Source organism: Oxalobacter paraformigenes, assembly GCF_000158475.2.
Lineage (GTDB): Bacteria > Pseudomonadota > Gammaproteobacteria > Burkholderiales > Burkholderiaceae_D > Oxalobacter > Oxalobacter paraformigenes.
In genome coordinates, this window is record NZ_KI392031.1 from 1,532,160 (window position 1) to 1,555,373 (window position 23,214).

General features: G+C 52.1%; 22 protein-coding genes and 1 tRNA gene. 8 read left to right on the top strand and 15 right to left on the bottom strand.

The window, feature by feature from the left end:
- Positions 1–380: 380 nt before the first annotated feature.
- A complete protein-coding gene (locus OFAG_RS11460; RefSeq protein ID WP_005875863.1) occupies positions 381–1,853 on the top strand; it encodes an aminoacyl-histidine dipeptidase in 1,473 nt (490 codons plus the stop codon).
- Between the two features lie 203 nt (positions 1,854–2,056).
- Here the strand turns inward: OFAG_RS11460 and OFAG_RS11465 are convergent, their stop codons facing one another.
- The 3 genes from OFAG_RS11465 to OFAG_RS11480 form a co-directional block, all read right to left on the bottom strand.
- Positions 2,057–2,380: a hypothetical protein gene (locus tag OFAG_RS11465; protein ID WP_231371701.1), complete on the bottom strand. Its 324-nt coding sequence runs from the start codon at positions 2,378–2,380 to the stop codon at positions 2,057–2,059.
- A 610-nt stretch (positions 2,381–2,990) separates the two neighbouring features.
- Positions 2,991–3,761: a hypothetical protein gene (locus OFAG_RS13095; RefSeq protein ID WP_005875858.1), complete on the bottom strand. Its 771-nt coding sequence runs from the start codon at positions 3,759–3,761 to the stop codon at positions 2,991–2,993.
- A gap of 98 nt (positions 3,762–3,859) precedes the next feature.
- The gene (locus OFAG_RS11480) at positions 3,860–4,384 is read right to left on the bottom strand and encodes a hypothetical protein (protein ID WP_005875856.1); all 525 of its coding nucleotides are present in this window, start codon (positions 4,382–4,384) and stop codon (positions 3,860–3,862) included.
- Between the two features lie 925 nt (positions 4,385–5,309).
- On the opposite strand from OFAG_RS11480, the gene OFAG_RS14020 reads away from it, so the two are divergent.
- Positions 5,310–5,726: a hypothetical protein gene (locus tag OFAG_RS14020; RefSeq protein WP_147617627.1), complete on the top strand. Its 417-nt coding sequence runs from the start codon at positions 5,310–5,312 to the stop codon at positions 5,724–5,726.
- A gap of 303 nt (positions 5,727–6,029) precedes the next feature.
- On the opposite strand, the gene OFAG_RS11500 is transcribed toward OFAG_RS14020, so the two are convergent.
- Both OFAG_RS11500 and acs read right to left on the bottom strand, forming a co-directional pair.
- Positions 6,030–6,120, bottom strand: a tRNA-Ser gene (locus OFAG_RS11500).
- A gap of 82 nt (positions 6,121–6,202) precedes the next feature.
- Positions 6,203–8,185 (bottom strand): acetate--CoA ligase, encoded by a 1,983-nt coding sequence (acs, locus tag OFAG_RS11505; protein ID WP_005875852.1) that lies wholly within the window; start codon positions 8,183–8,185, stop codon positions 6,203–6,205.
- 377 nt (positions 8,186–8,562) lie between these two features.
- Here acs and OFAG_RS11510 point away from each other — a divergent pair, with 377 nt between their 5' ends.
- The 5 genes from OFAG_RS11510 (at position 8,563) to OFAG_RS11530 (ending at position 12,669) form a co-directional block, all read left to right on the top strand.
- Positions 8,563–10,104, top strand: coding sequence for a fumarate hydratase (locus tag OFAG_RS11510; protein ID WP_005875850.1), 1,542 nt, complete (start codon positions 8,563–8,565; stop codon positions 10,102–10,104).
- A 26-nt stretch (positions 10,105–10,130) separates the two neighbouring features.
- Positions 10,131–10,952 (top strand): glutamate racemase, encoded by an 822-nt coding sequence (gene murI / locus OFAG_RS11515; RefSeq protein ID WP_005875848.1) that lies wholly within the window; start codon positions 10,131–10,133, stop codon positions 10,950–10,952.
- Between the two features lie 47 nt (positions 10,953–10,999).
- A complete protein-coding gene (locus tag OFAG_RS11520; RefSeq protein ID WP_020995319.1) occupies positions 11,000–11,344 on the top strand; it encodes an MliC family protein in 345 nt (114 codons plus the stop codon).
- A 136-nt stretch (positions 11,345–11,480) separates the two neighbouring features.
- Complete coding sequence (locus tag OFAG_RS11525) at positions 11,481–12,323, top strand: MBL fold metallo-hydrolase (RefSeq protein ID WP_005875844.1); 843 nt, start codon at positions 11,481–11,483, stop codon at positions 12,321–12,323.
- A 31-nt stretch (positions 12,324–12,354) separates the two neighbouring features.
- Complete coding sequence (locus OFAG_RS11530) at positions 12,355–12,669, top strand: MTH1187 family thiamine-binding protein (protein WP_005875842.1); 315 nt, start codon at positions 12,355–12,357, stop codon at positions 12,667–12,669.
- 65 nt (positions 12,670–12,734) lie between these two features.
- Here OFAG_RS11530 and OFAG_RS11535 read toward each other — a convergent pair whose 3' ends face one another.
- The 3 genes from OFAG_RS11535 to ppsA all read right to left on the bottom strand — a co-directional run bounded on the left by OFAG_RS11535 (position 12,735) and on the right by ppsA (position 16,689).
- Positions 12,735–13,640: an SPFH domain-containing protein gene (locus tag OFAG_RS11535; protein ID WP_040720546.1), complete on the bottom strand. Its 906-nt coding sequence runs from the start codon at positions 13,638–13,640 to the stop codon at positions 12,735–12,737.
- A 53-nt stretch (positions 13,641–13,693) separates the two neighbouring features.
- The gene (locus OFAG_RS11540; protein WP_005875839.1) at positions 13,694–14,137 is read right to left on the bottom strand and encodes an NfeD family protein; all 444 of its coding nucleotides are present in this window, start codon (positions 14,135–14,137) and stop codon (positions 13,694–13,696) included.
- 119 nt (positions 14,138–14,256) lie between these two features.
- Positions 14,257–16,689, bottom strand: a complete 2,433-nt coding sequence (gene ppsA, locus OFAG_RS11545; RefSeq protein ID WP_005875837.1) for a phosphoenolpyruvate synthase — start codon at positions 16,687–16,689, stop codon at positions 14,257–14,259.
- A gap of 178 nt (positions 16,690–16,867) precedes the next feature.
- On the opposite strand from ppsA, the gene ppsR reads away from it, so the two are divergent.
- A complete protein-coding gene (ppsR, locus tag OFAG_RS11550; RefSeq protein WP_005875835.1) occupies positions 16,868–17,722 on the top strand; it encodes a posphoenolpyruvate synthetase regulatory kinase/phosphorylase PpsR in 855 nt (284 codons plus the stop codon).
- A 3-nt stretch (positions 17,723–17,725) separates the two neighbouring features.
- Here the strand turns inward: ppsR and OFAG_RS11555 are convergent, their stop codons facing one another.
- The 7 genes from OFAG_RS11555 to OFAG_RS11585 form a co-directional block, all read right to left on the bottom strand.
- Complete coding sequence (locus OFAG_RS11555) at positions 17,726–18,466, bottom strand: PIG-L deacetylase family protein (protein WP_005875833.1); 741 nt, start codon at positions 18,464–18,466, stop codon at positions 17,726–17,728.
- A 72-nt stretch (positions 18,467–18,538) separates the two neighbouring features.
- Positions 18,539–19,195 carry a ribonuclease HII gene (rnhB, locus tag OFAG_RS11560; protein WP_005875831.1) on the bottom strand — a complete coding sequence of 219 codons (657 nt, stop codon included), beginning with the start codon at positions 19,193–19,195 and terminating at the stop codon, positions 18,539–18,541.
- On the bottom strand, positions 19,188–20,330 hold the full coding sequence (gene lpxB / locus OFAG_RS11565) for a lipid-A-disaccharide synthase (protein WP_005875829.1): 1,143 nt from the start codon (positions 20,328–20,330) through the stop codon (positions 19,188–19,190). Before lpxB ends, rnhB begins: the two co-directional genes overlap by 8 nt.
- A gap of 39 nt (positions 20,331–20,369) precedes the next feature.
- Positions 20,370–21,158, bottom strand: a complete 789-nt coding sequence (gene lpxA, locus OFAG_RS11570; RefSeq protein ID WP_147617626.1) for an acyl-ACP--UDP-N-acetylglucosamine O-acyltransferase — start codon at positions 21,156–21,158, stop codon at positions 20,370–20,372.
- Positions 21,155–21,622, bottom strand: a complete 468-nt coding sequence (fabZ, locus tag OFAG_RS11575) for a 3-hydroxyacyl-ACP dehydratase FabZ (protein ID WP_005875825.1) — start codon at positions 21,620–21,622, stop codon at positions 21,155–21,157. The genes lpxA and fabZ overlap by 4 nt, the downstream gene beginning before the upstream one ends.
- Positions 21,619–22,671 (bottom strand): UDP-3-O-(3-hydroxymyristoyl)glucosamine N-acyltransferase, encoded by a 1,053-nt coding sequence (gene lpxD, locus OFAG_RS11580; protein ID WP_005875824.1) that lies wholly within the window; start codon positions 22,669–22,671, stop codon positions 21,619–21,621. The genes fabZ and lpxD overlap by 4 nt, the downstream gene beginning before the upstream one ends.
- Positions 22,672–22,683: 12 nt before the next feature.
- The gene (locus tag OFAG_RS11585; protein WP_005875823.1) at positions 22,684–23,202 is read right to left on the bottom strand and encodes an OmpH/Skp family outer membrane protein; all 519 of its coding nucleotides are present in this window, start codon (positions 23,200–23,202) and stop codon (positions 22,684–22,686) included.
- Between the last annotated feature and the right edge of the window lie 12 nt (positions 23,203–23,214).

Genomic DNA, 23,214 nt, shown 5'->3' on the forward strand with positions numbered 1-23,214 from the left:
AACCCAACAGCCAAACAGAAAAAAACCGGCCGATCCATTTTGGAAAGTAGCCAGACAAACGACTGCCGGAATCCGCTTTCTTTTTCCTCTCGATACGTTGAGATCCAGGCAACCGCTCAAAACGACGGATTGCCTCTCTTTCGGAATTTGCCGAAAATGGCCGGCAAAGCGTCTGCAAATAGCGAACCCACCCGAAACGTTCAACAGACAGACAAGGAAAAGCCTTCCTTTTCACATGTACAGAACGGTTATGGAAAAAGGCGGATCCTCCCTCTGTTTCATCGGCAGTCTGACGCGACTATTTTTCGCAAATCAAACCTGCTTCACGGATGAAATTGGTATGATGGCGGTATTATTCCGATGAATTTTACATTTAACCTATGGCGACCACATCAAATACACAGGATTTTCCTTTCAAAGGACTCAAACCGGTATCGGTCTGGAAGCACTTTGCCGCCTTGTGCGCCATTCCCCGTCCCTCCAAACATGAAGGCCCTGTCAGGGATTACCTGCAACAATGGGCTACCGGACAGGGACTTGAGAACATCATCGACAAGGGCGGCAATCTCGTTATCCGGAAACCGGCCACGCCCGGCCGTGAAAACGTACCGGGCGTTATCCTTCAGGCCCATCTGGACATGGTATGCCAGAAAAACGATTCGGTAACCCACGATTTTTTCCACGATCCCATTCACGCTACTGTTCGCGATAATCTCGTCCTTGCCGAAAATACGACACTCGGCGCCGACGACGGCATCGGGGTTGCACTGATTCTGGCGGCACTGGAAGACCGTTCCCTGACGCACGGTCCCCTTGAAGCATTGCTCACCGTCGATGAAGAAGAAGGCATGGGCGGAGCCAGCACACTGGAGACCGGTGTCTTGAAAGGCAAAATACTGCTGAATCTTGACAGTGAAACCTGGGGCGACTTTTGTCTGGGTTGCGCCGGCGGCATGGATATTTCAGTCCGGCACGCCGGGCATGCAGAGGCTTTTCCGGGCGGCTGGCAGGCTGTACAAATCGATGTTACCGGTCTGCGGGGCGGCCACTCCGGCATCAATATTCATGAAGGACGCGGCAATGCCATCAAAATCCTGACCCGTATCCTGAATTCGCTGGAAAACCGTTTTCCCTTGTGTCTTTCCGGTTTCACCGGAGGAACCGCCCGCAATGCCTTGCCGCGGGAAGCGTCCTCCGTCATCGGCATACAGCCGCAAAGTATGGCTTCCCTGAACGGTCTTCTGCAACAATGGCAAAGCCTGATCCGCAAGGAACTGGCTGGCGTCGATGAAAACGTCCGGATCAGCTGGACACCTGTCACAACCGACAGAATCCTGTCTTCCGCAGATCAGCGCCTCTGGTTGCGTTCACTGCATGCCGCACCGCATGGCGTATGGCGCATGAGCGTTTCGGCTCCCGCTTCGCCGGAAACGTCCAGCAATCTGGGGACTGTCGACTTGCAACCGGATAGGGGCGCCTGTACGTTTATGGTGCGTTCTACCATCGACAGCGCCTGCAATGCGCTGGCAGACGAGATCGCCAGTCTGTTTTCCCTTTCAGGTCTTCCTGTCAAAAAAGAAAACGCCTATCCGGGCTGGACACCCGACCCCGCTTCTCCGTTACTTTCCCTTTGCAGGAAAATCTACCGGCAGGAATTCGGCAGTGAGCCGTTTACACACGTTATTCATGCCGGTCTGGAATGCGGGATTCTGAAATCCAAATATCCCGATCTCGACGTGATTTCTTTCGGCCCCACCATCCATAGCCCTCACGCCCCGGGTGAAGCGGTCGAAATCGATACCGTGGAGAAATCCTGGCAACTGCTGAAAGCGCTATTAAGCGCTGTTGAATAAACCGGGCCTGAAAAGAGCCCGGAAACAACCGCCCGGAACCGGGCACGGCAAAGACCCCTCTCTTCCTGACGGTGTTGTCTGTCCGGAAACCGAAGCTGACAGATACTGCTTGTTTTTCATGGCACACGTTTCAACCAGACTGAAAAACACCGCAAAAAACCGAAAGTTGCAACTGCCCCGGTCAATCCGCTGTCTGGCAGGCTCTAAAGATTCCGTTTCCGGGCAAGTGCCCGATAAAAGGCAATCTCATTGTCCCAAAGCCCCGCCATATCCACCTTGCCGTTTGCAAAAGCGATCAGATAATCGGGTAATGCCTGCATGGATATATAACGAATGGCCGGCGTTTTCTCAACATCCAGCCACGCATCCGGGTCATTCCCGTACCAGCCGATCGCATTGTCGCCATCCAGCAGGGCCGAGACATCCTTCGCCAGATTGTTCGGGTTGTCATACACATGGCAAAAATCATCTCCATCGTCGGCGACCTGCAATTGCAGATAACCGCTTGGGTAAAATATGACACTCATTTCCATCCGGACACTCCCGATTTTTGTATAACTTGACCGGGTTCTATCATATCCCAAATCCGGAAAGAAACCCTCATAAAACGGCGCGGAAAACCGGACAACGTCGTTTCCTGTTTTTCATCCCGCAAACCGGAAAAACAACGGCACTCACCAGACCTCCATTGCCAGAAAGAACCCCTGAAATCCGCACCCGTCGAAGCCAATGCCAAAAATCCCAAAACACAAAAAGCGTCGTCACTGGAAAAGCCGGTACGGTTCCCGTCAGTATCTGCTCAATTGATGGGAATCTGGCAACACGCGATCACGACACAAATCGAGCATACAAAAAACAGGGCATCCACTATTTCGGAAACGGTATCACTCATCATGAATTCTCCATCGGTTTGTTTTACTGTTTATATGTACAGTCTATCATACTGTACATATAAACAGTGTCAGTTTCCCGCAACCAGAATGAAAACTGTCCCGTTAAAAATCCGGTCAGGGAAAAATGCGTGGGAAAGGAAGAAAAGGAATGAAATCCGATTATAGACACCGTCCAGCCGGATCGGTCGCCCGAAAAAAAATCTCCCGGTCTTTCGAACGGGAGATTTCTGCTAAACAGAAGAAATCATTCGTTATTGATGTCCAGCAACCCGGAATAGCTGATAAACACTTTTTCACCCCGATAGAGCGGTAACGGCTTTTCCTCATCCTTCAGGGGCGTATCGCGCTGCTGGTGTTCATTGGCGAAACTGACATAGGCAAAATTTCCCTTGGCGCCTTTCGGTTCATAAGCGGCCTCAATCTCGTGAATATTGTCGGGAATTTTCGCTTCTTCCGGATAACGGACGGCCTGTACGACAACCCACTGCAAACCGGTATCACCACCCAGCCAGATCGAAGGCTGCAACTCGGGATTGCTGTTCCAGCCCGTCACCGATTCCCCACTTTCTATCAGATTCTGGCGAACGACCTGAACGGCAAAATCGTGCAGTTCCCAATCCGTCATTTCAATTTTTTCATCCGTCACCAATGCGGGGGGATCAATGGGTTTGCGGTCTTTCTGCGAAACAAGACCCCAGCCTTTTTCAGCGGGAATCCAGTGACCGAAAGCAAATTTCATCGGCATAATGCAGGCATGGCCCTGGCACTCTTTAGCAATCCTGACAAGATTCTCCTCGGTTCCGGGAGTCTTCAACTGGCCGCCCACATCCTCGATCCGCACAAAAAACAGCTGATTGCCCAGCCGGAAGGAAAGATGTTCCATAATCGGATGATCCAGATGGGCGCGTATCCAGGCCGGACCGCCTTCCACCTGACGCTGCAGATGGCCGCCTGCATCCTGCCAGCACTGGATAAAATCATCTGTCAAAACGAGGGATTCGGTATTTGGCTGCATAATTTTTTTCCTGTTCGTTGGGAGAAGCAGTTATTGTACCGGACATTCCTGTCCGGAACGCAAGAGGAGCATCAAAACGGCGGGATCTTTTGGCGGTCTCATGCCTTGAAATGTTTCGAGACGAGTTCTTCCGGAGACGTTCCCTTGATGAATTCCGATTCCACGATATGGATAAACGGCGGCATGCCGCCGCACCGGTTGATGACCGGAGTCGGACGAAGCCCGTTTGCCAGCAATACCTGCACAACCTGAAAATAATAGGGCAACACGCCTTCGATAAAATCCCAGCGTTTCGGGGCCGCAATGGAATAAAGCCAGCGGTCGACAAAATGGACCGGTTCCTCTCCGGAATGGTGCGACTGGGCAAGCGTCATGTCGTAGGCGTCTTTCAACACCTGTTTCAGCAAGGTTTCTTCCGCCCCCTGTATGAGCAATTCCCGGATAATAGCCACTTCATACTCTTTGACCGTGGGATAGCTTTCCCTGAAAACCCGTACGGACTGCACTCCCGTTTTGACCTCATGGACAATTTTGCTCTTTTTGAACCATCTCTGAAAAGCGCCGAGCAGAAACACAATCACTGTCGCCACGACAACGGCCGTTACTATCATCCATGTTTCCATTCACCTCTCCTCGCATCTGTCATGAAGGAACGCATTCATGCCCATCCGTCAAACAGCGACTGCCATTTTTCAGGTTTTTTGTATTCTACCCCATGAACCAGCCTATACCGTGTTTCCTTCCCGCACACAGGCACCTTGCTGTTTCATCCCGTGAAGTGGCCACACAATGAAAAAACATTCTTTTGCCGCTACCTCCACCTGTCTGGCCAGCCAGCTTGCCCCAACACAACGCACTGTGCAGGAACTGAACAATCTTTCATTCATGACTTCTGCCATTCAGTTCCGCTCATGCCCTCGTCTTTATTCGAGATCGAAGGAAAATACAGTTATACAAGCAACCTGTTGTTCAGATTAACAGGTGAGCAAATCGGCTGACAAATGGAATCACAAACCCGGTTGGAATACTTTTTCAGTTTTGCTTTCCCTTCAGGAATCCGATGTCCTGAAATCAGACTGCTTAACAGGCCTCCTTCGTTACGAAAATAGAGAAAAAATTCAGCGTTTCAAAAGAAAGCAGGCTAAATATATAAAAGGCATTTATCACCTTTTCTACTTCCACAAGGAAATACTTTAAGTACCGGCCCCTCAGGAAAACGGTTTTTTGAAATGCACTAATCGAAACCGCCACTATTCTTGAACAATTACATACGCGAGTTAAACCATGATTTTTATTCAGGAAAATGATAAGGTTGCAAACACCGATCATTTTAAATCCCGATATGACTCTGGAAACCTGTTACCGTTGCCCGGATTGCCATTATGAGCGCACACTCACATATGGTACACAATGGCAGCATGTGGATGAACTGCACCGATACCGCCGGGATATCGAACGGGGAAAATATGGAGATCAGGCAAAAAAATGGCTTTTAAAACATCCTGAAGGGATATTAACGATATCGACGGCATTATTTACCTGTCAACGTTGTGGAACACTGAAAGCGGCGGAACGGCTTTTGCTGGAATTCCAGGGCGTACGTTCCTGGGAAACGCCGGTGCGCTGCGCAACCTGTCACGTACCTTGCCAGCTGTTGATCTCGCCTCCGCCATCGCTTCCCTGCACAGCATGTGGAAAAACCTGTTTTTCCACACATCCATTTCCCTTGTAACGATAAGGCTCGCGCAATGTGTAAGCTATTTTTCCTTTGGCATGAAACAGAGAGAGTGCCAGTTAAAAAACACTTTCTCCGTGAATAAAAAAATAGTGACATTTATCCCTTCTTTAATTGACAATCCGGCGAAAGCGATTGCCAAAACTGGAATACAGACATGCCATGCCGCCTTTGCGAACCGCCCGTATTCGGAGATCCCTGTCAAACCTGGCATACGTATGCATCCATGACGTTGTCTTCCGGAGAAGCGCCGATGTGGGTTACGCACCAGAGGGGACATAGAGACTGGACAATGATCGGCAAAATTTACGGGAAATGGATCCAGAACGCACAGCCTGAAGCAGGTAAAAAGGTCGTAGAAATGTTCCGAAAATGATGGGTAATTTTGTACTAATTACAGAGAGAAAAAATGTTCCGAAAATGTTCCGAAATCATACCTCATTTAACCCCTTTTCACCCCATTTTGACGATTTCTACCAAGAAATAAAAAAGCCGCAAATCGTTGATTTATAACGAATTACGGCTGATATTCTTGGCGGAGAGAGGGGGATTCGAACCCCCGATAGGTTATTAACCTATACACGCTTTCCAGGCGTGCGACTTAAACCACTCATCCATCTCTCCTGCAATGGACTACTTGTGAAGCGAAGCATTCTAGCATAAAGACGAGGAAATTCCTCATCTTTATGGCACTTTTTTGACGTCTTCACAACGAATTGCGGAGCTGTTCGAGGATAGCGGGATTTTCAAGAGTCGAAATGTCCTGTGTGATTTCTTCGCCTCGTGCAATAACACGCAGCAAACGGCGCATGATTTTTCCGGAGCGGGTTTTCGGCAGGTTCTCGCCAAATCGGATTTCCTTGGGTCGCGCAATCGGACTGATTTCTTGCGAAACCCACTTCCGCAAATCGGCTGCGATGGTTTTCGCCTCATCGCCTTTTGGCAATTCATTTTTCAAAATGACGAAAGCGCAGATGGATTCACCGGTCAGATCGTCCGGTTTGCCAACCACGGCGGCTTCCGCCACCATCGGATGAGCGGAAAGCACAGATTCCACCTCCATGGTACCCAACGCATGGCCCGATACATTCAGCACATCATCAATACGGCCTGTAATGGTGAAATAGCCGGTTTCAGGATCACGGATAGCGCCATCGCCTGCCTGATACAGTTTTCCGCCCAGTTCTTCCGGCCAGTAATGGGTTTTGTAACGTTCGTCGTTACCCCAGACTGTCCGGATCATGGAAGGCCATGGACGGTTAATGACTAAAATGCCTCCTTGCCCCCAAGGCAGCTCCTGTCCGGTTTCATCGACGACACGGACAAACATTCCCGGAAGCGGCAGGGTACACGAACCGGGCACCAAAGGCGTCGCACCCGGCATCGGCGCAATGACATGACCGCCGGTTTCGGTTTGCCAGAAAGTATCGACAATCGGACAACGCTCCTTGCCGATATGCTTGTAAAACCAGAGCCAGGCTTCCGGATTGATTGGCTCGCCGACCGAACCGAGCAGTCTCAGGCTGGACAAGTTGTACTGTTCGGGAGCGAACTGCGCATTTTCGTTACTGGCCTTGATCAGCGAACGGATTGCTGTGGGAGCGGTGTAGAAAATGCTGACCTTGTGCTTGTCGATGATTTCCCAGAAACGGCCGGCATGCGGCCAGGTGGGAACGCCTTCAAAAAGCACAATCGTCGCACCGACAGCCAGCGGGCCATAAGCGTTGTAGGTGTGTCCGGTAATCCAGCCGATGTCGGCCGTACACCAGAAAACATCCGTTGGCTTGATATCGAATGTCCAGCGCATGGTCAGGATGGCCCAAAGCAGATAACCACCGGAGGAATGCAAGGCGCCTTTCGGATTGCCGGTAGAGCCCGAGGTGTAAAGAATGAACAGGGGATGTTCGGCATTCACCCATTCGGGTTCGCAGATTTCAGCTTGCGATTGCGTCAATTCATGCATCCAGTGATCCCGGCCTTCCACAAAATCGATTTTGTCTCCGGTTCGCCGATAGATGACGACGTTTTCGACGGCATGGTTTTCGTTCATGGCAAGAGCGTCGTCCACAATGGCTTTTAGCGGCAAATGTCGCCCGCCACGGATCTGTCTGTCGGCAGTGATAACGGCGACAGCGCCTGCGTTCCCGATGCGTTCACTGAGCGATGGCGCGGAAAAGCCGCCGAAAACAACGGAATGGATGGCCCCGATCCGGGCGCAAGCCTGCATGGCGACGATCGCTTCCACCGACATGGCCATATAAATGACGACACGATCGCCTTTTTGTATGCCCAGCGATTTCAGGCCATTTGCCAGTTTGCAGACCCGTTTGTGCAACTCCCGGTAAGTCACTTTCGTAACCGTTCCGTCGTCCGCCTCGAAAACCACCGCGTCCTTGTCAGCGTTGCCGTTTTCGAGATTCCTGTCGAGACAGTTATAGGAGACGTTCAGTTCGCCATCTTCAAACCATTTATAAAATGGCGGGTTGGTTTCGTTCAACACTTTGGTGAACGGTTTGCGCCACAGCACATTTTCTCGCGCCAGTTCGGCCCAGAAGCCTTTGTAATCTTCTTCTGCCGCCCGGCACAAGGCACGGTAAGCATTCATTCCGGGAATAGCCGCGTTTTGCGCGAACGCTTCGGACGGATAATAAAAATGCGTTTCTTTCTTTTCGGATGGATTTGCTGCCATTTCGTCACTCCTGTTTTTCATGGCCTGCCGCTACGGTCTGGCGGCGCTGGCCGAACTCTTCTTTTGAATGAGTACATCTTTCATGAAGCCGGTACATTACTGTTCAGGGAATTCCCCTCTTTGCCCCGCTCCATTTCCGCCGGGATGAACAAGCTGTCTGACCGGCTTCTTATATCAAAATTAATATGATATATATAAAAATTAAATATAAGAAAACGGAAGATAGCCTAACCTGAATTTTTCGTCAAACAACTTTTTCATTTTTTGCCGGCACCTCAGCATTTATTTCATTCGCATCTGCCGAAAGAAGGCTTTAAAATAATCCGTACAGTGACAAACAGCTTATGCCGTCTTTTTCAACCGGATCCAGTACGCAAATGACCACCACTATCAAGCAGGACGACCTGATCGATTCCATTGCCGCAGCGCTCCAGTACATCAGTTATTACCACCCTCTCGACTATATAAAACATCTGGCCCAAGCTTATGAAATAGAACAAAGCCCGGCGGCAAAAGACGCTATCGAACAAATATTGACGAATTCACGGATGTGCGCGGAAGGCAAACGGCCGATCTGTCAGGACACGGGCATTGTCAACGTCTTTTTGAAAGTCGGCATGGACGTCAGATGGGAAGGCTTTACCGGCAGCATCCACGACGCCATCAACGAAGGGGTAAGGCGCGCCTACACGTTTCCGGACAACAAACTCCGCGCGTCGGTGGTCAACGACCCGCAATTCGAACGCAAGAATACGAAGGACGATACGCCGGCTGTCATCGTGATGGATATCGTTCCCGGCAATACCGTTGACGTTACGGTCGGCGCCAAGGGAGGCGGTTCGGAAAACAAATCGTCGCTGAAGATGCTGAATCCGTCCGATTCTCTGGTCGATTATGTGCTGGAAACAGTCGAACATATGGGAGCGGGCTGGTGTCCACCCGGCATTATCGGTATCGGTATCGGCGGAACGGCGGAAAAAGCGGTTCTGATGGCCAAGGAAGCGGCGATGGAAACCATCGATATGGCCGAGCTGAAACGGCGTGGTCCGCAGAACAGGCTGGAAGAATTGCGCATCGAACTGCACGACAAAATCAATGCGCTGGGTATCGGTGCCCAGGGCGTCGGCGGCCTGACAACGGTCCTGGACGTCAAGATTAACATGTACCCGACGCATGCCGCTTCCAAACCGGTCGCGATTGTCCCGAATTGCGCCGCGACGCGCCATGCCCATTTCGTGCTTGACGGGTCGGGCCCCGTTTATCTCGAACCGCCATCCCTGTCCGATTGGCCGCAGATCAGCTGGCACCCGGACGTGGAAAAATCGACCCGTGTCAATCTGGACACGCTGACTAAAGAAGAAGTCGCGTCCTGGAAACCGGGACAAACCCTGTTGTTGAACGGCAAAATGCTGACCGGCCGTGACGCGGCGCACAAGCGGATTCAGGACATGCTCGCAAAAGGTGAAAAACTCCCGGTCGATTTCACCAATCGGGTGATTTACTATGTCGGCCCGGTCGATCCGGTACGGGACGAAGTGGTGGGGCCTGCTGGTCCTACCACATCCACACGCATGGACAAGTTCACGGAAATGATGCTGGGTCAAACCGGCCTGATCGCCATGGTCGGCAAAGCCGAACGCGGCCCTTCCGCCATTGATGCGATCAAAAAACACCGGTCGGCTTATATGATCGCCGTTGGCGGCGCCGCTTATCTGGTTTCCAAAGCGATCAGGGAGGCAAAGGTTGTCGCTTTTGCCGATCTGGGCATGGAAGCGATTTACGAATTCGAAGTGAAAGACATGCCGGTCACTGTCGCAGTTGATTCCAGCGGTACATCGCTGCATACCACCGGCCCGGCAGAATGGTCGGCAAAAATCGCCAATTTCCGGGATGGAAAAATTCCGAGGGCGTCGAACTGAATGCCGTCACCTGAGAAAGCCTGAATATGCTTTTATTCTCCGGCCCGATTGGCGTCTTTGATTCCGGTGTGGGTGGCCTGTCTGTCCTGAGACACATCCGCAGCCAGTTACCTGGCGAGAACCTGATTTATTTTGCCGATTCCGGGTATGCGCCTTATGGCGACAAATCCGAGGAATTCGTCATCGAACGCGCGTTCAAAATCGCCGGTTTCTTCCTGAAACAGGGTATCAAGGCACTGGTCGTGGCCTGCAATACGGCAACAGCCATAACGATTCATCTTTTGCGGGAAAAATATCCGGAACTGCCGATTGTCGGGGTAGAACCGGGCCTGAAACCGGCAGCCGCCAAGACGATAACCGGCATTGTCGGCGTCATGGCAACCGAGCGGACACTGGCCAGCAATAAATTCCACGTATTGCACCAGCTGCTGAACGACCAGACAGGAGTGCATTTCATCATGCAGCCCTGTCCGGGCATGGCCGATCTGATCGAACATGAAGAACTGGATTCCGAACCGGTTTTCAATCTGGTTCGCCGCTACCTGACGCCCATTCTCGAGCAGAACGCCGACACGGTCGTGCTGGGTTGTACACATTATCCTTTCGTCCGCCATGTGATTGAAAAGATCGCTGCCGAAGCGGGCAATCCCTCGCTCCACATTATCGACACAGGCTACGCTGTAGCCCGTCAGCTGAAACATCTGCTGGATATTTACGGATTGAACAGCAAGGGAAGGGAAACGGATATCCAGACAGCAGCGTTCACTTCCGGCGATCCCCAGACGATTTCCCGTCTGATAGGCCGATTACTGCAAATCGACATGCCTGTTTCTTATTTATCGTTATAAACGCCATGCTTTCTTTTTCAACCTGCCATTCATACAGGAAAACGACCATGAAACGTTTATTTCTCTTGCTGGTTCTGCCGCTGGCCGCCTGCAGCACACCCGACAGCAACGACATCAGCCAGAACCTGCTGCCGCTTCCTCCCAATGCTGTCAGCTATCAGTGCGACAGCGGGAACCGGATCATTGCGACCTATCCGACAACCGAAACGGCCGAAATCAGATATCAACAGGAAACCATTCCCATGCAGATCGCCATTTCCGCCAGTGGCGCCCGTTATGTGGGCGACGGACTGGTCTGGTGGACAAAAGGCCAGGACGGCACCCTGTTCAAGGCGGTCAACGGCAATGAAACCGGCGATCTCATCGAACGCTGCACAGAAGTCCTGAAATAAGGGGATAATGAATTCAGCGGGCAAGCGTCTTCCCCATTATTTCCGGCTATAAAAACAGGGGTGGAAACGGCATACCTGAGCCTGTCTTCTGTTACCATTGTTTCTGACTTCATTTCAATTAACCGAGGGGATATTCGTGAACACGTCAGTCAAAATCACTGTACTGGTCGATACCGAGTCGTTTGACGAGAATCTGGCAAAAGAACACGGGTTTTCAGCCTGGATCGAAACAGAAGGCCGTCACATCCTGTTCGATACCGGCCAGACCGGCGGCATGCTGGTCAATGCCGAACGCCTGAATATCGATCTGAAAAAAGCCGATACGCTGGTGCTGAGCCATGGCCACTTCGATCACACTGGCCAGATTCCGCAATTTCTGGAACTGAACGATCATGCCCAGATTTATTGCTGCGCTGATCTGGACAGGACACGGTACAGCTGCAAGATCGGAACCGCGCCCCGCTCCATCGGCATGCCGGACGCATCGAAACAGGCCTTGTCTTCCATTTCGGCAAGCCGCATTCACGAATTGGGCACGCCCCGCTATCTGACGCCCAGAGTCGGCATGACCGGACCGGTACCTCGCGAATCCCTTCTCGAAGACACGGGTGGCCCCTTCTTTCTGGATGACCACAGAGACGTTGACGATCTGATCGAAGACGACCAGTCCATGTGGTTTGAAACCGATAAAGGCCTGCTGATTCTTCTGGGCTGTTGCCATGCCGGTCTTGTCAACACGGTGGAATACATCAAGCAGATTTCCGGTATCGACAAGGTTCACGGCATTATCGGCGGCATGCATCTGGTCAATGCCAATGAAGAACGCTTGCAATACACTTTCGACCATCTAAAGCGCTGGAAAACGGACAAGCTTGTTCCGTGTCACTGTACCGGACAGGTTCCCGTTGCCAAAATGATCGAGGCCATCGGAAGCGACATTGTCACATGGGGCTGTTCCGGTTATACGGTAGAAGCCTGAATTCACCCACCCCTTTATCAGGAGAATTTTTATGGTATTGCTTGAACTGGCCATTTTCCCGAACGACAAGGGCACAAGCCTCAGTCCTTATGTTGCCCGATGCATGGATATTATCGACAAGAGTGGCCTGACCTATCAGTTTTCTGCCATGAGCACCACCATCGAAGGCGAATGGGACGATGTCATGAAGGTGGTTGGCGACTGTTTCAAGGCGCTTCAAAAGGATTGCGACCGCATCAGCGTCATGACGCGGGTAGATTATCGCGCTGGGAAGGAATCCCGGCTGAAAAGCAAGGTCACCGCGGTAGAAGAAAAACTCGGTCGCGATCTGGTCAAGAAAAAATAAGCGAATTTCTCACAAAAAAGCATGGCTTTAGCCATGCTTTTTTATCGTTACACGAGATCGCTGCTTTACCGGGCACTTTTCTTTTGCGAATCGACAATTTGCAGGGCGCTGGCGATCAGCCCGCTCATATCGGAAAGATTGCTGGGTACGATAATCGAATTGTTGGTTTTCGCCAGATTTTCAAAAGCGGCGACATACTGCTCGGCCACTTTCAGATTCACGGCATCGCTGCCCCCTTGCGCGACAATGGCTTCGCCGACCTTGCGCAAGGCTTCCGCATTGGCGTCGGCAATGGCGACAATGGCTGCCGCTTCCCCCTCCGCACGGTTGATCGCCGCCTGTTTTTCTCCCTCGGAACGGGCGATTTCCGCTTCACGCTGTCCGTTGGCAATGTTGATCTGTTCCTGCTTGCGTCCTTCGGATGCGGCAATTAAGGCCCGTTTTTCCCGCTCGGCCGTGATCTGGGCTTGCATGGCTTGCAGAATTTCGGCCGGTGGGGTCAGATCCTTGATTTCATAGCGCAAGACCTTGACGCCCCAGTTACGGGCCGATTCATCAACGGCGCTGACCACACAGGTATTGATGTATTCGCGTTCCTCGAATGTCTTGTCCAGTTCCATACGCCCGATCACCGAACGCAAGGTTGTCTGGGCAAGCTGGGTAATGGCGGCGATATAGTTTGACGAACCGTAGGAAGCACGCATGGCGTCGGTAATCTGGAAATACAAAATGCCGTCTACCTGCAACTGGGTGTTGTCCTTGGTGATACAGATCTGGGACGGCACATCCAGCGGGATTTCCTTCAGACTGTGTTTGTAGGCAACCCGGTCGATAAAAGGAACGACGATGTTCAGTCCCGGCGCCAGCGTGGCATGATATTTTCCAAGCCGCTCGACGACCCAGGCATGTTGTTGCGGCACGACATTGACCGACTTGATCACGAAAACGACGATCACAATAAGAAAAACCATAACGAGAAATATTGAATCCACTGAAATCCCCGTTTAATCAAAAAGTCAAAATATTATTCACGGCAGTTAGTCACAAGCAGCGTAGCGCCGCGTATCTCACGAATGATGAACAGACCGGCTTCCGGTTCGCCGCCCGGCAGCAGTTCGGCATCCCACAAGGCACCCCGGTAATTGACGCGCGTCCTGTAGATTCCGCCTTGCGGATTTTCCCAGCGACCGACTTCGACGGTTTCTCCGATATCGAGAATAACGGAAGGGTTGCGCTGCGGCTCGATTCGATGCTTCCGGAATATTCTGCTATTGCGCAAGAGAAGCGTCACCAGACCGCCAACCGCCCCGGCAACAATGAACTGGATGGAAAAATGAGTCCCTGCCATGGCGGCGAGGCCGCCGGCCGCAAAACCGACGGCAATCATCAGCAGGTAAAAGGTTCCGGTAAAAATCTCTACCGCCACCAGCATGCCAGCAAAGGCAAGCCACACCATCCAGTCTGTCATCAGTTTATTTCCTGTCGGCAGATTAACAATATAACCTTATAGGATGGATGGCGAAAAGGCAAATTTCACAACAAGCCGATTCATTCACGTTAATAAGCTATGAATCGGCTTGTTTGTCGCTAGCAGCCTTTTTTCTGGCTTTCGGCCAGTGTCTGCCAGGTCGAAACGACCGAATCGGGATTCAGGGACATCGAGTCGATCCCCTGTTTCATCAGCCAGCGTGCAAAATCGGGATGATCCGACGGCCCCTGACCGCAAATTCCGACATATTTTCCCTGGCTGTTGCAAGCCGCGATCGCTTTGGAAATCAGGGCCAGCACGGCCGGGTCGCGTTCGTCGAAATCAGCCATCAACAGTTCGAGACCGGAATCGCGATCCAGTCCCAGCGTCAACTGGGTCAGATCGTTGGAACCGATCGAAAAACCGTCGAACATTTCAAGGAATTCATCCGCCAGAATCGCATTGGAAGGCACTTCGCACATCATGATGATGCGCAAGCCGTTTTCGCCGCGACGCAAGCCGTTGACCGCCAGCAGATCAACCACCGAACGCGCCTGTTTGAGCGTTCTGACAAACGGCACCATGATTTCGACATTAGTCAGTCCCATTTCATTGCGGACTTTTTTCATGGCTTCGCATTCCATATGGAACGCTTCGGCAAATGACGGGGCGATATAACGGGAAGCCCCCCGGAACCCCATCATCGGGTTTTCTTCTTCCGGCTCATACCGCGTACCGCCCATTAATGTCCGGTATTCGTTGGACTTGAAGTCGGACAAACGGACAATGACCGGTTTCGGCCAGAAGGCGGCAGCAATGGTGGCAACGCCTTCCGCCAGTTTTTGCACATAGTAGGCGCGAGGGGAAGCATACCCCCGGGAAACCGATTCAATCGCTGTTTTGAGATCGGGATCGACATTCGGATACGCCAGAACGGCATTCGGATGAACGCTGATCTCATTGATGATGAATTCCAGCCGTGCCAGACCGACACCGCCATTCGGGATCGCCTGCAACTTGAAAGCCATTTGCGGATTGCCCACATTCATGGCGAGTTTTACCGGAAGAACCGGAAGCGTTCCATAGGTAATATGGGACTCTTCCATTTCCAGCTTGCCTTCGTAAATACGGCCGTCTTCACCTTCCGCACACGAGACGGTTACCAGCTGGCCTTCTTTGAGGATTTCCGTCGCATTGCCACAGCCCACAACAGCCGGAACCCCGATTTCACGCGCCACAATGGCGGCATGACAGGTTCGTCCACCGCGATTTGTTACGATAGCGGCCGATTTTCTCATAACCGGTTCCCAGTTTGGATCCGTCATATCGGCAACCAGCACATCGCCTTCTTCAACCTTGTGCATTTCGGAAGGATCTTTCACGATACGAACGCGGCCGGTACCGATTTTCTGGCCGATGGCACGGCCTGAAGCGAGAATGTTGCCGTTTCCTTTCAGTTTGAAAACCTGTACCGATTCGCCTTTTTTCTGGGAATTGACGGTTTCGGGACGCGCCTGAAGAATGTAGAGTTTTCCGTCCACACCGTCCTTGCCCCATTCGATATCCATGGGGCGACCGTAATGGTTTTCGATAATAACGGCAAATCTGGCCAATTCGATGACTTCCGCATCCTTCAGGGAAAAGCGTTTGCGTTTTTCTTCGGGAACCTCGACTGTTCTGACCGGTTCGTCCGCATTTTTATCCTTTGAAAAAACCATCTCAATCAGTTTCGACCCGATCGAGCGCCGGATGATCGGCATCTTCCCTTTCTCCAGCATCGGCTTGTGCACATAAAATTCGTCCGGATTGACGGCTCCCTGCACAACCGTTTCACCCAGCCCGTAACTGGAGGTAATAAACACGACATCCTTAAATCCCGATTCCGTATCCAGCGTGAACATGACGCCGGATGAGGCCAGATCCGAGCGGACCATTCTCTGGATACCGGCCGACAGGGCCACGTCCGCATGTTTGAAACCACGCTGCTGGCGGTAGGAAATGGCGCGATCGTTATAAAGGGACGCGAAAACCAGTTTGACCGCATGCAATACGTTTTCTTCACCGACGACATTCAGATACGTTTCCTGCTGGCCCGCAAACGAAGCGTCCTGCAAATCTTCTGCCGTAGCGGAAGAACGTACCGCGACGGAAAGTTCGCCGGTCGTTTTTTTGACCATCTGGCCATACTGTTCAAGGATTTCCTTTTCGAGACGGGGCTGAAGCGGCGTTTCGACAATCCACTTCCGGATATCAGCCCCGGCGTCTGCCAGAGCGCGTACATCGCTGATATCGACTCCCGCCAGCCGGTCCTCGATGCGTTTGGCCAGAGTGGTGGCGCCATCGGCGCTATAGGAAAGAAAATCGCGGTAAGCCTGGGACGTCGTGGCGAAACCGCCGGGAACCCGGACACCCTTTTCCTGCAACTGGCTGATCATTTCGCCGAGAGAGGCGTTTTTTCCGCCGACGGAAGGTACATCTTTCATTCTCAATTCCGTAAAGGGAATGACATAAACAGCCTGATCGTTGGGTGTGAGTGGCGCTGCTTCCGACATAGTGATCTCCTGGCGAAAATGGAATCGGTGTCCGGTGGAAAAAGAATTATCCGGAATTTCGGCAAAATGAAAATTCGTTTTTATTGTACCGCCAGAGAGACTGTGTTTTTCAAAAATAATCCTTACAATAAAAGAAATTGTTTATCTCTTTGATTATTCTTTCCAGACAGGTTGAAATATGTCGAATCAACAGGAAATTCCGGCACGAACCGTTTATATCGTATCCGATGGCACCGGCATCACGGCAGAGGCGCTGGCCCGTTCGGTTCTTTCCCAGTTCAACCTGTCTTACGCGAGAATACACATTCCCTTTGTGGACAATATCGAAAAAGCCCGGAGCGCAAAACGGCAGATTCAGGAGGAATACAACAGAACAGGGCTTTTGCCTATCGTTTTCTCGACGCTGGTCATTCCCGAACTGGTCTCTGTCCTCCGGGAAGCGCGCGCCCTTCATCTGGACGTTATCCAGACGTTTGTCGAACCGCTGAGAATGGAACTGGGCATCGCGCCCAAGCAGGAAATCGGCCTGAGCCACCAGAACATGGAAAGCACGGAATACAAAAACCGGATCGAAGCCATCAATTTCACGCTGGCGCACGACGACGGGCAATCGAACAAGGAGCTGGAAGAAGCCGATATCATTCTGGTCGGGGTATCTCGAAGCGGAAAAACGCCGACCAGCCTGTATCTGGCCATGCAATACGGGCTCAAAGTGGCGAACTATCCCCTGATTCCGGAAGATTTCGAACGCGGCCGCCTGCCCTCGGCGCTGGAACGGCATAAAAACAAACTGTTCGGACTGACCATCCAGCCCGAACGGCTTTCCGAAGTCCGCCATGAAAGGCGTCCGAACAGCCGCTATGCGTCGCTGGAAAACTGCCGCTATGAAGTATCCGAGGCGGAAGGCATGATGAATCTGGAGAAAATCCGTTACCTTTCTTCCACTTCCAAATCCATTGAGGAAATCGCAACCGCTATTTTAAGCGATATGCGTGCCTTTTCCGGCCCCGCGCAGGAAAAACCGCCTGTGTAAGGCTCAGTTGCAAATCTCGAGTTCAAAGGAAGCGGCATACGGCTCGTCAATACCCAGTTCGGCAGCCGTTCGCCGGTTCAGCATGAGCACCCGCTCATCGAAGCCGTAGCCGCGGTCGCGCAGATTGCGTTGATGCTGCGAATCGTGATAACGCAACAGTTCGCTTTTCCACTGCGCTTCCGTTTCATCGAACGCGAGATAAAAGTCCTTTCTCATCCCGACTGTTTTGACGTCACTGTTCAACATCAGGGCAATGGGCCATTCCACCCCGGAAGCAATGGCTTTCATCATGGCATACATGGCCCGATGCGCACGGTTGGTATCGTTTCCATGCGGCATGAAAAGCATGTCCGGCTTCAGCTCGCGAACCAGCTTTTCCAGAAAAAGCCGGTTTGCCGCAGTGTCAGCAACCTGATCGTCTTCGGCATTGTCCAGTTTCAGAAAACGGAAACGATCGTCAGGCAACCCGAAAAAACGGAAACTCCTGGTCTGTTCCGTGACCCGCAGCTGTCGTCTGTCTTCCGCTGTCATGCCGGCGCCGTAAACCTTGTCAATGCCGCTACCCGTTTCCGAAACGATAACGTGCACCTCATGCCCGGCATCCATCAGATGCCTCAAGGTGACGCCGATCGCATCGAAATCGTCCGGATGCGGCGCCGTCACCAGCAATTTCAGCCTTTTAGGCCATGCGATTTTCCGCAAATCCGCCGGCCGGTCTGTCACCGAAAGAAAATCCAGATCCATATTCAAACCTTTACCTCAATTTGTCGCTGACCCCGGCCCGAAAAACCGGAAAACAGCGGCTGGAGAGGAACATCAAACGACCGCTTCTCCCGTTTCCAGTATTTTCCGGACAGGTGCATACGTTCTCCGGTGAACCGGAGAAACCCCGTACTTTTTCAACTGCGCCAGATGAAAGGCCGTTGGATAGCCTTTATGGCGGTCGAAGCCGTATGCCGGATACTGCCTGTGCAACTCCCTCATGACCGCATCCCTTGCCGTTTTCGCCAGAATGGAAGCGGCCGAGATGGCAGGCACCCTGTCGTCCCCCTTGACGATCGCTTCGGCCCGGACAGATAAATCCCTGGGATATCGGTTTCCATCAACAAGCGCCAGTTCGGGCAAGACGGAAAGCGTTTCAATGGCCCGCTTCATGGCCAGCATGGAAGCCCAGAGGATGTTCAGCTCGTCGATTTCCGCAACGGAGCACTGTGCAATCGACCAGGCTTTCGCTTTCTTTTTGATTTCAAGCGCCAGTTCATCACGCCGGCTTTCCGAAAGTTTTTTCGAATCTCTCAAACCGTTAACAGGCCGATCCGGATCCAGGATAACCGCCGCAGCGAAAACCGGCCCGGCAATAGGGCCTCTTCCCGCTTCATCCGCCCCGCAAATCAGTTCCGTTTCCGGCAAAACTCCATCATCGAAAGGGAGCGGCCAGGAAAATATCCGTTTATCCGGAAATGAATCAGCCATTTTCTTTCATCACGTCTAAAACGGCCTGTGCGCTTGCCTGGGCCGTATTGCGCAAAAGTGAATAATGCATGGCGACAAACCGTTCGTGCAAACGGTTCCGGTTTGCCTGATCCGTCAACTGGAACCACAATGCTTCTGACAGGGCCTTGCCTGTTGCAGCATTTTGCAAAAGTTCCGGAACGATCATTTCGCCTGCCAGAATATTGGGCAACCCGACTGGCGGTTTGACGATATGACGTGCGATTTCCCAGGTTGCCCGCATCAGACGATAGGCAATCACCATGGGTTTCTTGAAAAGGGCCACTTCCAGAGTGGCCGTTCCGGAAGCGACCAGCACCGCATCCGCAGCCGTAATCGCTGTATGCGATTGTCCCTTGACAAGCTTCAAAGGCAATTTGTCCAGATGGGCCTCAGTCGCCAGACGGGTAAAATAAGCCAGCTGTTCGTCTCCGGCCATAGGAATAATGAACTGGATATCAGGATCGCGTTTCAACAACAGTTTCGCAGCGTCGATAAAAGGAAGGCTGTTGTATTTGAGTTCAGACATCCGGCTGCCCGGCATAATCGCCACGACCGGTTTTTCCTTGTCCAGCCCCAGACTGTCGCGCGCGGCGTTCATATCAGGTCTCATCGGAATGGCCTCGGCCAAGGGGTGCCCCACACAGGTAACCGGTATGCCCGCTTTTTGATAAATGGCTTCCTCAAAAGGAAACAGGACAAGAATGCGTGAAACCGCTTCGGCAATTTTCCGGATACGACCGCTACGCCAGGCCCAGACGGAAGGGCTGACGAAATGCACGGTCTTGATGCCTTTTTTTTTCAGGGCCACTTCAAGATCGAGATTGAATTCCGGTGCATCGATGCCGACAAAGACATCCGGCCTTTCGGCAAGCAGATGATCCCGCAAATGATTGCGTATTCCCTTGATTTCCCGGTAATGCGCCAACACTTCGAAAAGCCCGTTGACCGCCAGCTTTTCCATAGGCCAGTTGCTGACGAAATCGTATTTCGCCATGCGGGGACCCCCGATACCGTGCATCAATGTATTCGGCAATTGGGGACGTAGCGCGGATAACAGGGTTTCACCGAGAAGATCGCCCGATGTTTCTCCGGCAACCATGGCTATCGATCTCATTTGCCCCTTTCCCATGTCAGACTGAGTCTCTTTATATTCCTAGCGAAGCAGCCCTCTATGCGCTTTTTCGATAAAAGAGTGCATCTGTCTAAGGTAAAGGGCTGAATCCGACGAGTTTTCCGCTTCTTCGAGCAATTTCGATTTTGCTTCTTCAAGAGACAGGCCGGACCGGTAAACGGTTTTGTATGCCCGGCGAATATCGGCAATCTGTTCCGGAGTGAACCCCCGGCGTCTGAGCCCTTCGGAATTGATCCCGTAAGTCGAGGTCGGCGTTCCGGAAACCATCAGAAAAGGAGCGATATCCTGCGATACTTTCGAACCGAATCCGGTCATGGCATGGTCGCCCACCCGGCAGAATTGATGAATCAGCGTGAATCCGCCCAATATGACCCAGTCGCCGATGTGAACATGTCCCGCCAGTTGTGCGCTGTTGGCAAAAATGGTATGGCTGCCTACCTGACAATCGTGGGCCAGATGCACATAGGCCATAATCCAGTTGTCGTTGCCCAGCCGGGTAACCCCCTCATCCTGGACCGTTCCCAGATTGAAAGTACAGAATTCACGGATGGTATTGCGATCGCCGATTTCCAGTCTCGTCAATTCGCCGGCATATTTCTTGTCCTGCGGCATGCCTCCCAGAGAGGCAAACTGGAAAATGTGATTGTCTTCGCCAATCGTCGTGTGCCCTTCGATAACGACATGAGGCCCCACCTTTGTCCGTGCCCCGATTTTGACGTCAGCTCCGATAACCGAATAGGCGCCAACCTCGACGGAACTGTCCAGCTCAGCGTGCGGATCGACAATGGCGGTAGGATGAATAGCCATCAGGATTCAGCTTTCTGGGCAACGACACCACCCCGGATGGCACACATCAGTTCCGCCTCGACCGCCAGCTGGCCGTCAACCAGCCCTCTTGTCTTGAACTTCCACATTCCACGCGAATTGCGGATCAGCTCGGCTTCCATGACAAGCTGATCGCCCGGTTCGACAGGACGTTTGAAGCGGGCGCTGTCGATGGTCGCAAAATACACCAGCGCATCCTTGTCCAGTTTGCTGTCATGCGAGATGAAAGCAAAAATCGCCGCCGTCTGGGCGAGCGCTTCAATAATCAGAACGCCCGGCATAACCGGATGATCGGGAAAATGGCCATTGAAAAACTCTTCATTGGCCGTAACGTTTTTGATGGCCGTAATCTTTTTACCGGCTTCCCAGTCCAGAACACGGTCAACCAGCAGCATGGGATAACGGTGCGGCAACAGTTCCCGGATCTGATGAATATTCAAACTCTTCATTTTTTTGTTTTGGTTAGCGAATGGATAGTTTTTTCAAGTTCACGGATTCTATCACGCATGGAGCCCAATTTTCGCGTCAGCACAGCCGTCTTTTCCCAATCGGCATGTTTTGCCAGCGGATAAAATCCCGAATAGACGCCCGGTTCCGTCACCGAACTCTGTACCACGCTGGCGGCAGTGATGTGAACGCCATCGGCAATGCTCAAATGCCCTCCGATCATGGCGGCTCCTCCGACCGTACAGCGTTTTCCGAATATGGCGCTGCCGGCAACGCCAACGCACCCGGCCATCGCCGAATTTTCCCCAATATGACAGTTGTGACCGATCTGGATCTGGTTGTCCAGTTTGACGCCGTTCTCGATAATCGTGTCCGACAAGGCCCCTCTGTCGATGGTGGTATTGGCGCCGATCTGGACATCGTTTCCGATAATGACACGTCCTGTCTGGGGAATCTTGATCCAGACGCCATCTTCATTGGCAAAGCCGAACCCTTCGCAACCGATAACCGCTCCCGGCCGTAACACACCCCGTTCGCCTATCTGGCATTCCGGCAAAAACACGACTCGCGGAAAAAAATGGCAACCGGCGCCGATTTTGGCATTTCTTCCAATAAAACAGCCCGCTTCGATCAGACAGTTTTCTCCGATTTCCACCCCGGATTCAACGGTAACGAAAGGGCCGATTGTCGCACTTGCGGCAATTTTCGCCGCCGGATCGATAACGGCGCTCGGATGAATGCCCGGTACCGGGGGAACCGTTTTGAGACTTTGGAAAAGCTGTGCCGCGTGTGCAAAATAGGCGTAAGGATTGCGGGTGACAATACGCGCTCCCTTAAACAAGTGGCCAACCAGTTGATTGTCTTTCGGCGAAATGATCAGGGCGGCGGCCTCGCAATTGCCGACTTCATGTCGCAAACGGGGATTGGTAAGAAAAGTGATGTGAGCGGAACCGGCCTTATCCAGTGGAGCGAATCCGGAAACTTCGATACTGCCGTCACCAATAAGTTGACCGCCGAAGCGGTCAACCAGTTCGTCAAGATTTATCGACATCCGATTTTCAGATTAATTGTTGAGTGCTTTCAATACCTGTTCGGTAATATCGACACGTGGAGAAATATAAACCGCATCCTGAACGATCAGATCGTATTTTCCGGCTTTGGCAATCTTGTTGATTTCCGTGTTGACCCGATCGAAAACCTTGGCGATTTCCTCATTGCGGCGCTGCATGAGGTCTTCACGATAGGCGCGACTTTTACGCTGGAAATCCTGGCTCATGTCGGCCAGTTCACGCTGCCTCTTGATCCGCTGCGATTCGGACAAAACCGGCATATCCTTGTCGAGTTTTTCCCCCATCGCTTTCAGACGAGCCTGAGTGTCGCGCAATTCTTTTGTCCGTTTCGAAAAATCGCTTTCGAGTTTTTTCTCTGCCGCCTTGGCTGGAGCGGATTCACTCATGATCCGATCCGGATTGATATAACCGACCTTGTATTCCTGTGCATGCGCAAGTCCGAAAGCGCACAGGCAAAACGCCAGTACAACTGCCTTTTTCGTATCCATGAATGTTTTAGCAAAATTTTTCAAGTTGCTTCTCCA

Bases quoted from the DNA above. Each gene is read 5' to 3' on its own strand.
- OFAG_RS11460 (WP_005875863.1), top strand. From the start codon at position 381: ATGGCGACCACATCAAATACACAGGATTTTCCTTTCAAAGGACTCAAA.
- OFAG_RS11465 (WP_231371701.1), bottom strand. From the start codon at position 2,380: ATGAGTGTCATATTTTACCCAAGCGGTTATCTGCAATTGCAGGTCGCC.
- OFAG_RS13095 (WP_005875858.1), bottom strand. From the start codon at position 3,761: ATGCAGCCAAATACCGAATCCCTCGTTTTGACAGATGATTTTATCCAG.
- OFAG_RS11480 (WP_005875856.1), bottom strand. From the start codon at position 4,384: ATGGAAACATGGATGATAGTAACGGCCGTTGTCGTGGCGACAGTGATT.
- acs (WP_005875852.1), bottom strand. From the start codon at position 8,185: ATGGCAGCAAATCCATCCGAAAAGAAAGAAACGCATTTTTATTATCCG.
- OFAG_RS11510 (WP_005875850.1), top strand. From the start codon at position 8,563: ATGACCACCACTATCAAGCAGGACGACCTGATCGATTCCATTGCCGCA.
- murI (WP_005875848.1), top strand. From the start codon at position 10,131: ATGCTTTTATTCTCCGGCCCGATTGGCGTCTTTGATTCCGGTGTGGGT.
- OFAG_RS11520 (WP_020995319.1), top strand. From the start codon at position 11,000: ATGAAACGTTTATTTCTCTTGCTGGTTCTGCCGCTGGCCGCCTGCAGC.
- OFAG_RS11530 (WP_005875842.1), top strand. From the start codon at position 12,355: ATGGTATTGCTTGAACTGGCCATTTTCCCGAACGACAAGGGCACAAGC.
- OFAG_RS11535 (WP_040720546.1), bottom strand. From the start codon at position 13,640: ATGGTTTTTCTTATTGTGATCGTCGTTTTCGTGATCAAGTCGGTCAAT.
- OFAG_RS11540 (WP_005875839.1), bottom strand. From the start codon at position 14,137: ATGACAGACTGGATGGTGTGGCTTGCCTTTGCTGGCATGCTGGTGGCG.
- ppsA (WP_005875837.1), bottom strand. From the start codon at position 16,689: ATGTCGGAAGCAGCGCCACTCACACCCAACGATCAGGCTGTTTATGTC.
- ppsR (WP_005875835.1), top strand. From the start codon at position 16,868: ATGTCGAATCAACAGGAAATTCCGGCACGAACCGTTTATATCGTATCC.
- OFAG_RS11555 (WP_005875833.1), bottom strand. From the start codon at position 18,466: ATGGATCTGGATTTTCTTTCGGTGACAGACCGGCCGGCGGATTTGCGG.
- rnhB (WP_005875831.1), bottom strand. From the start codon at position 19,195: ATGGCTGATTCATTTCCGGATAAACGGATATTTTCCTGGCCGCTCCCT.
- lpxB (WP_005875829.1), bottom strand. From the start codon at position 20,330: ATGAGATCGATAGCCATGGTTGCCGGAGAAACATCGGGCGATCTTCTC.
- fabZ (WP_005875825.1), bottom strand. From the start codon at position 21,622: ATGAAGAGTTTGAATATTCATCAGATCCGGGAACTGTTGCCGCACCGT.
- lpxD (WP_005875824.1), bottom strand. From the start codon at position 22,671: ATGTCGATAAATCTTGACGAACTGGTTGACCGCTTCGGCGGTCAACTT.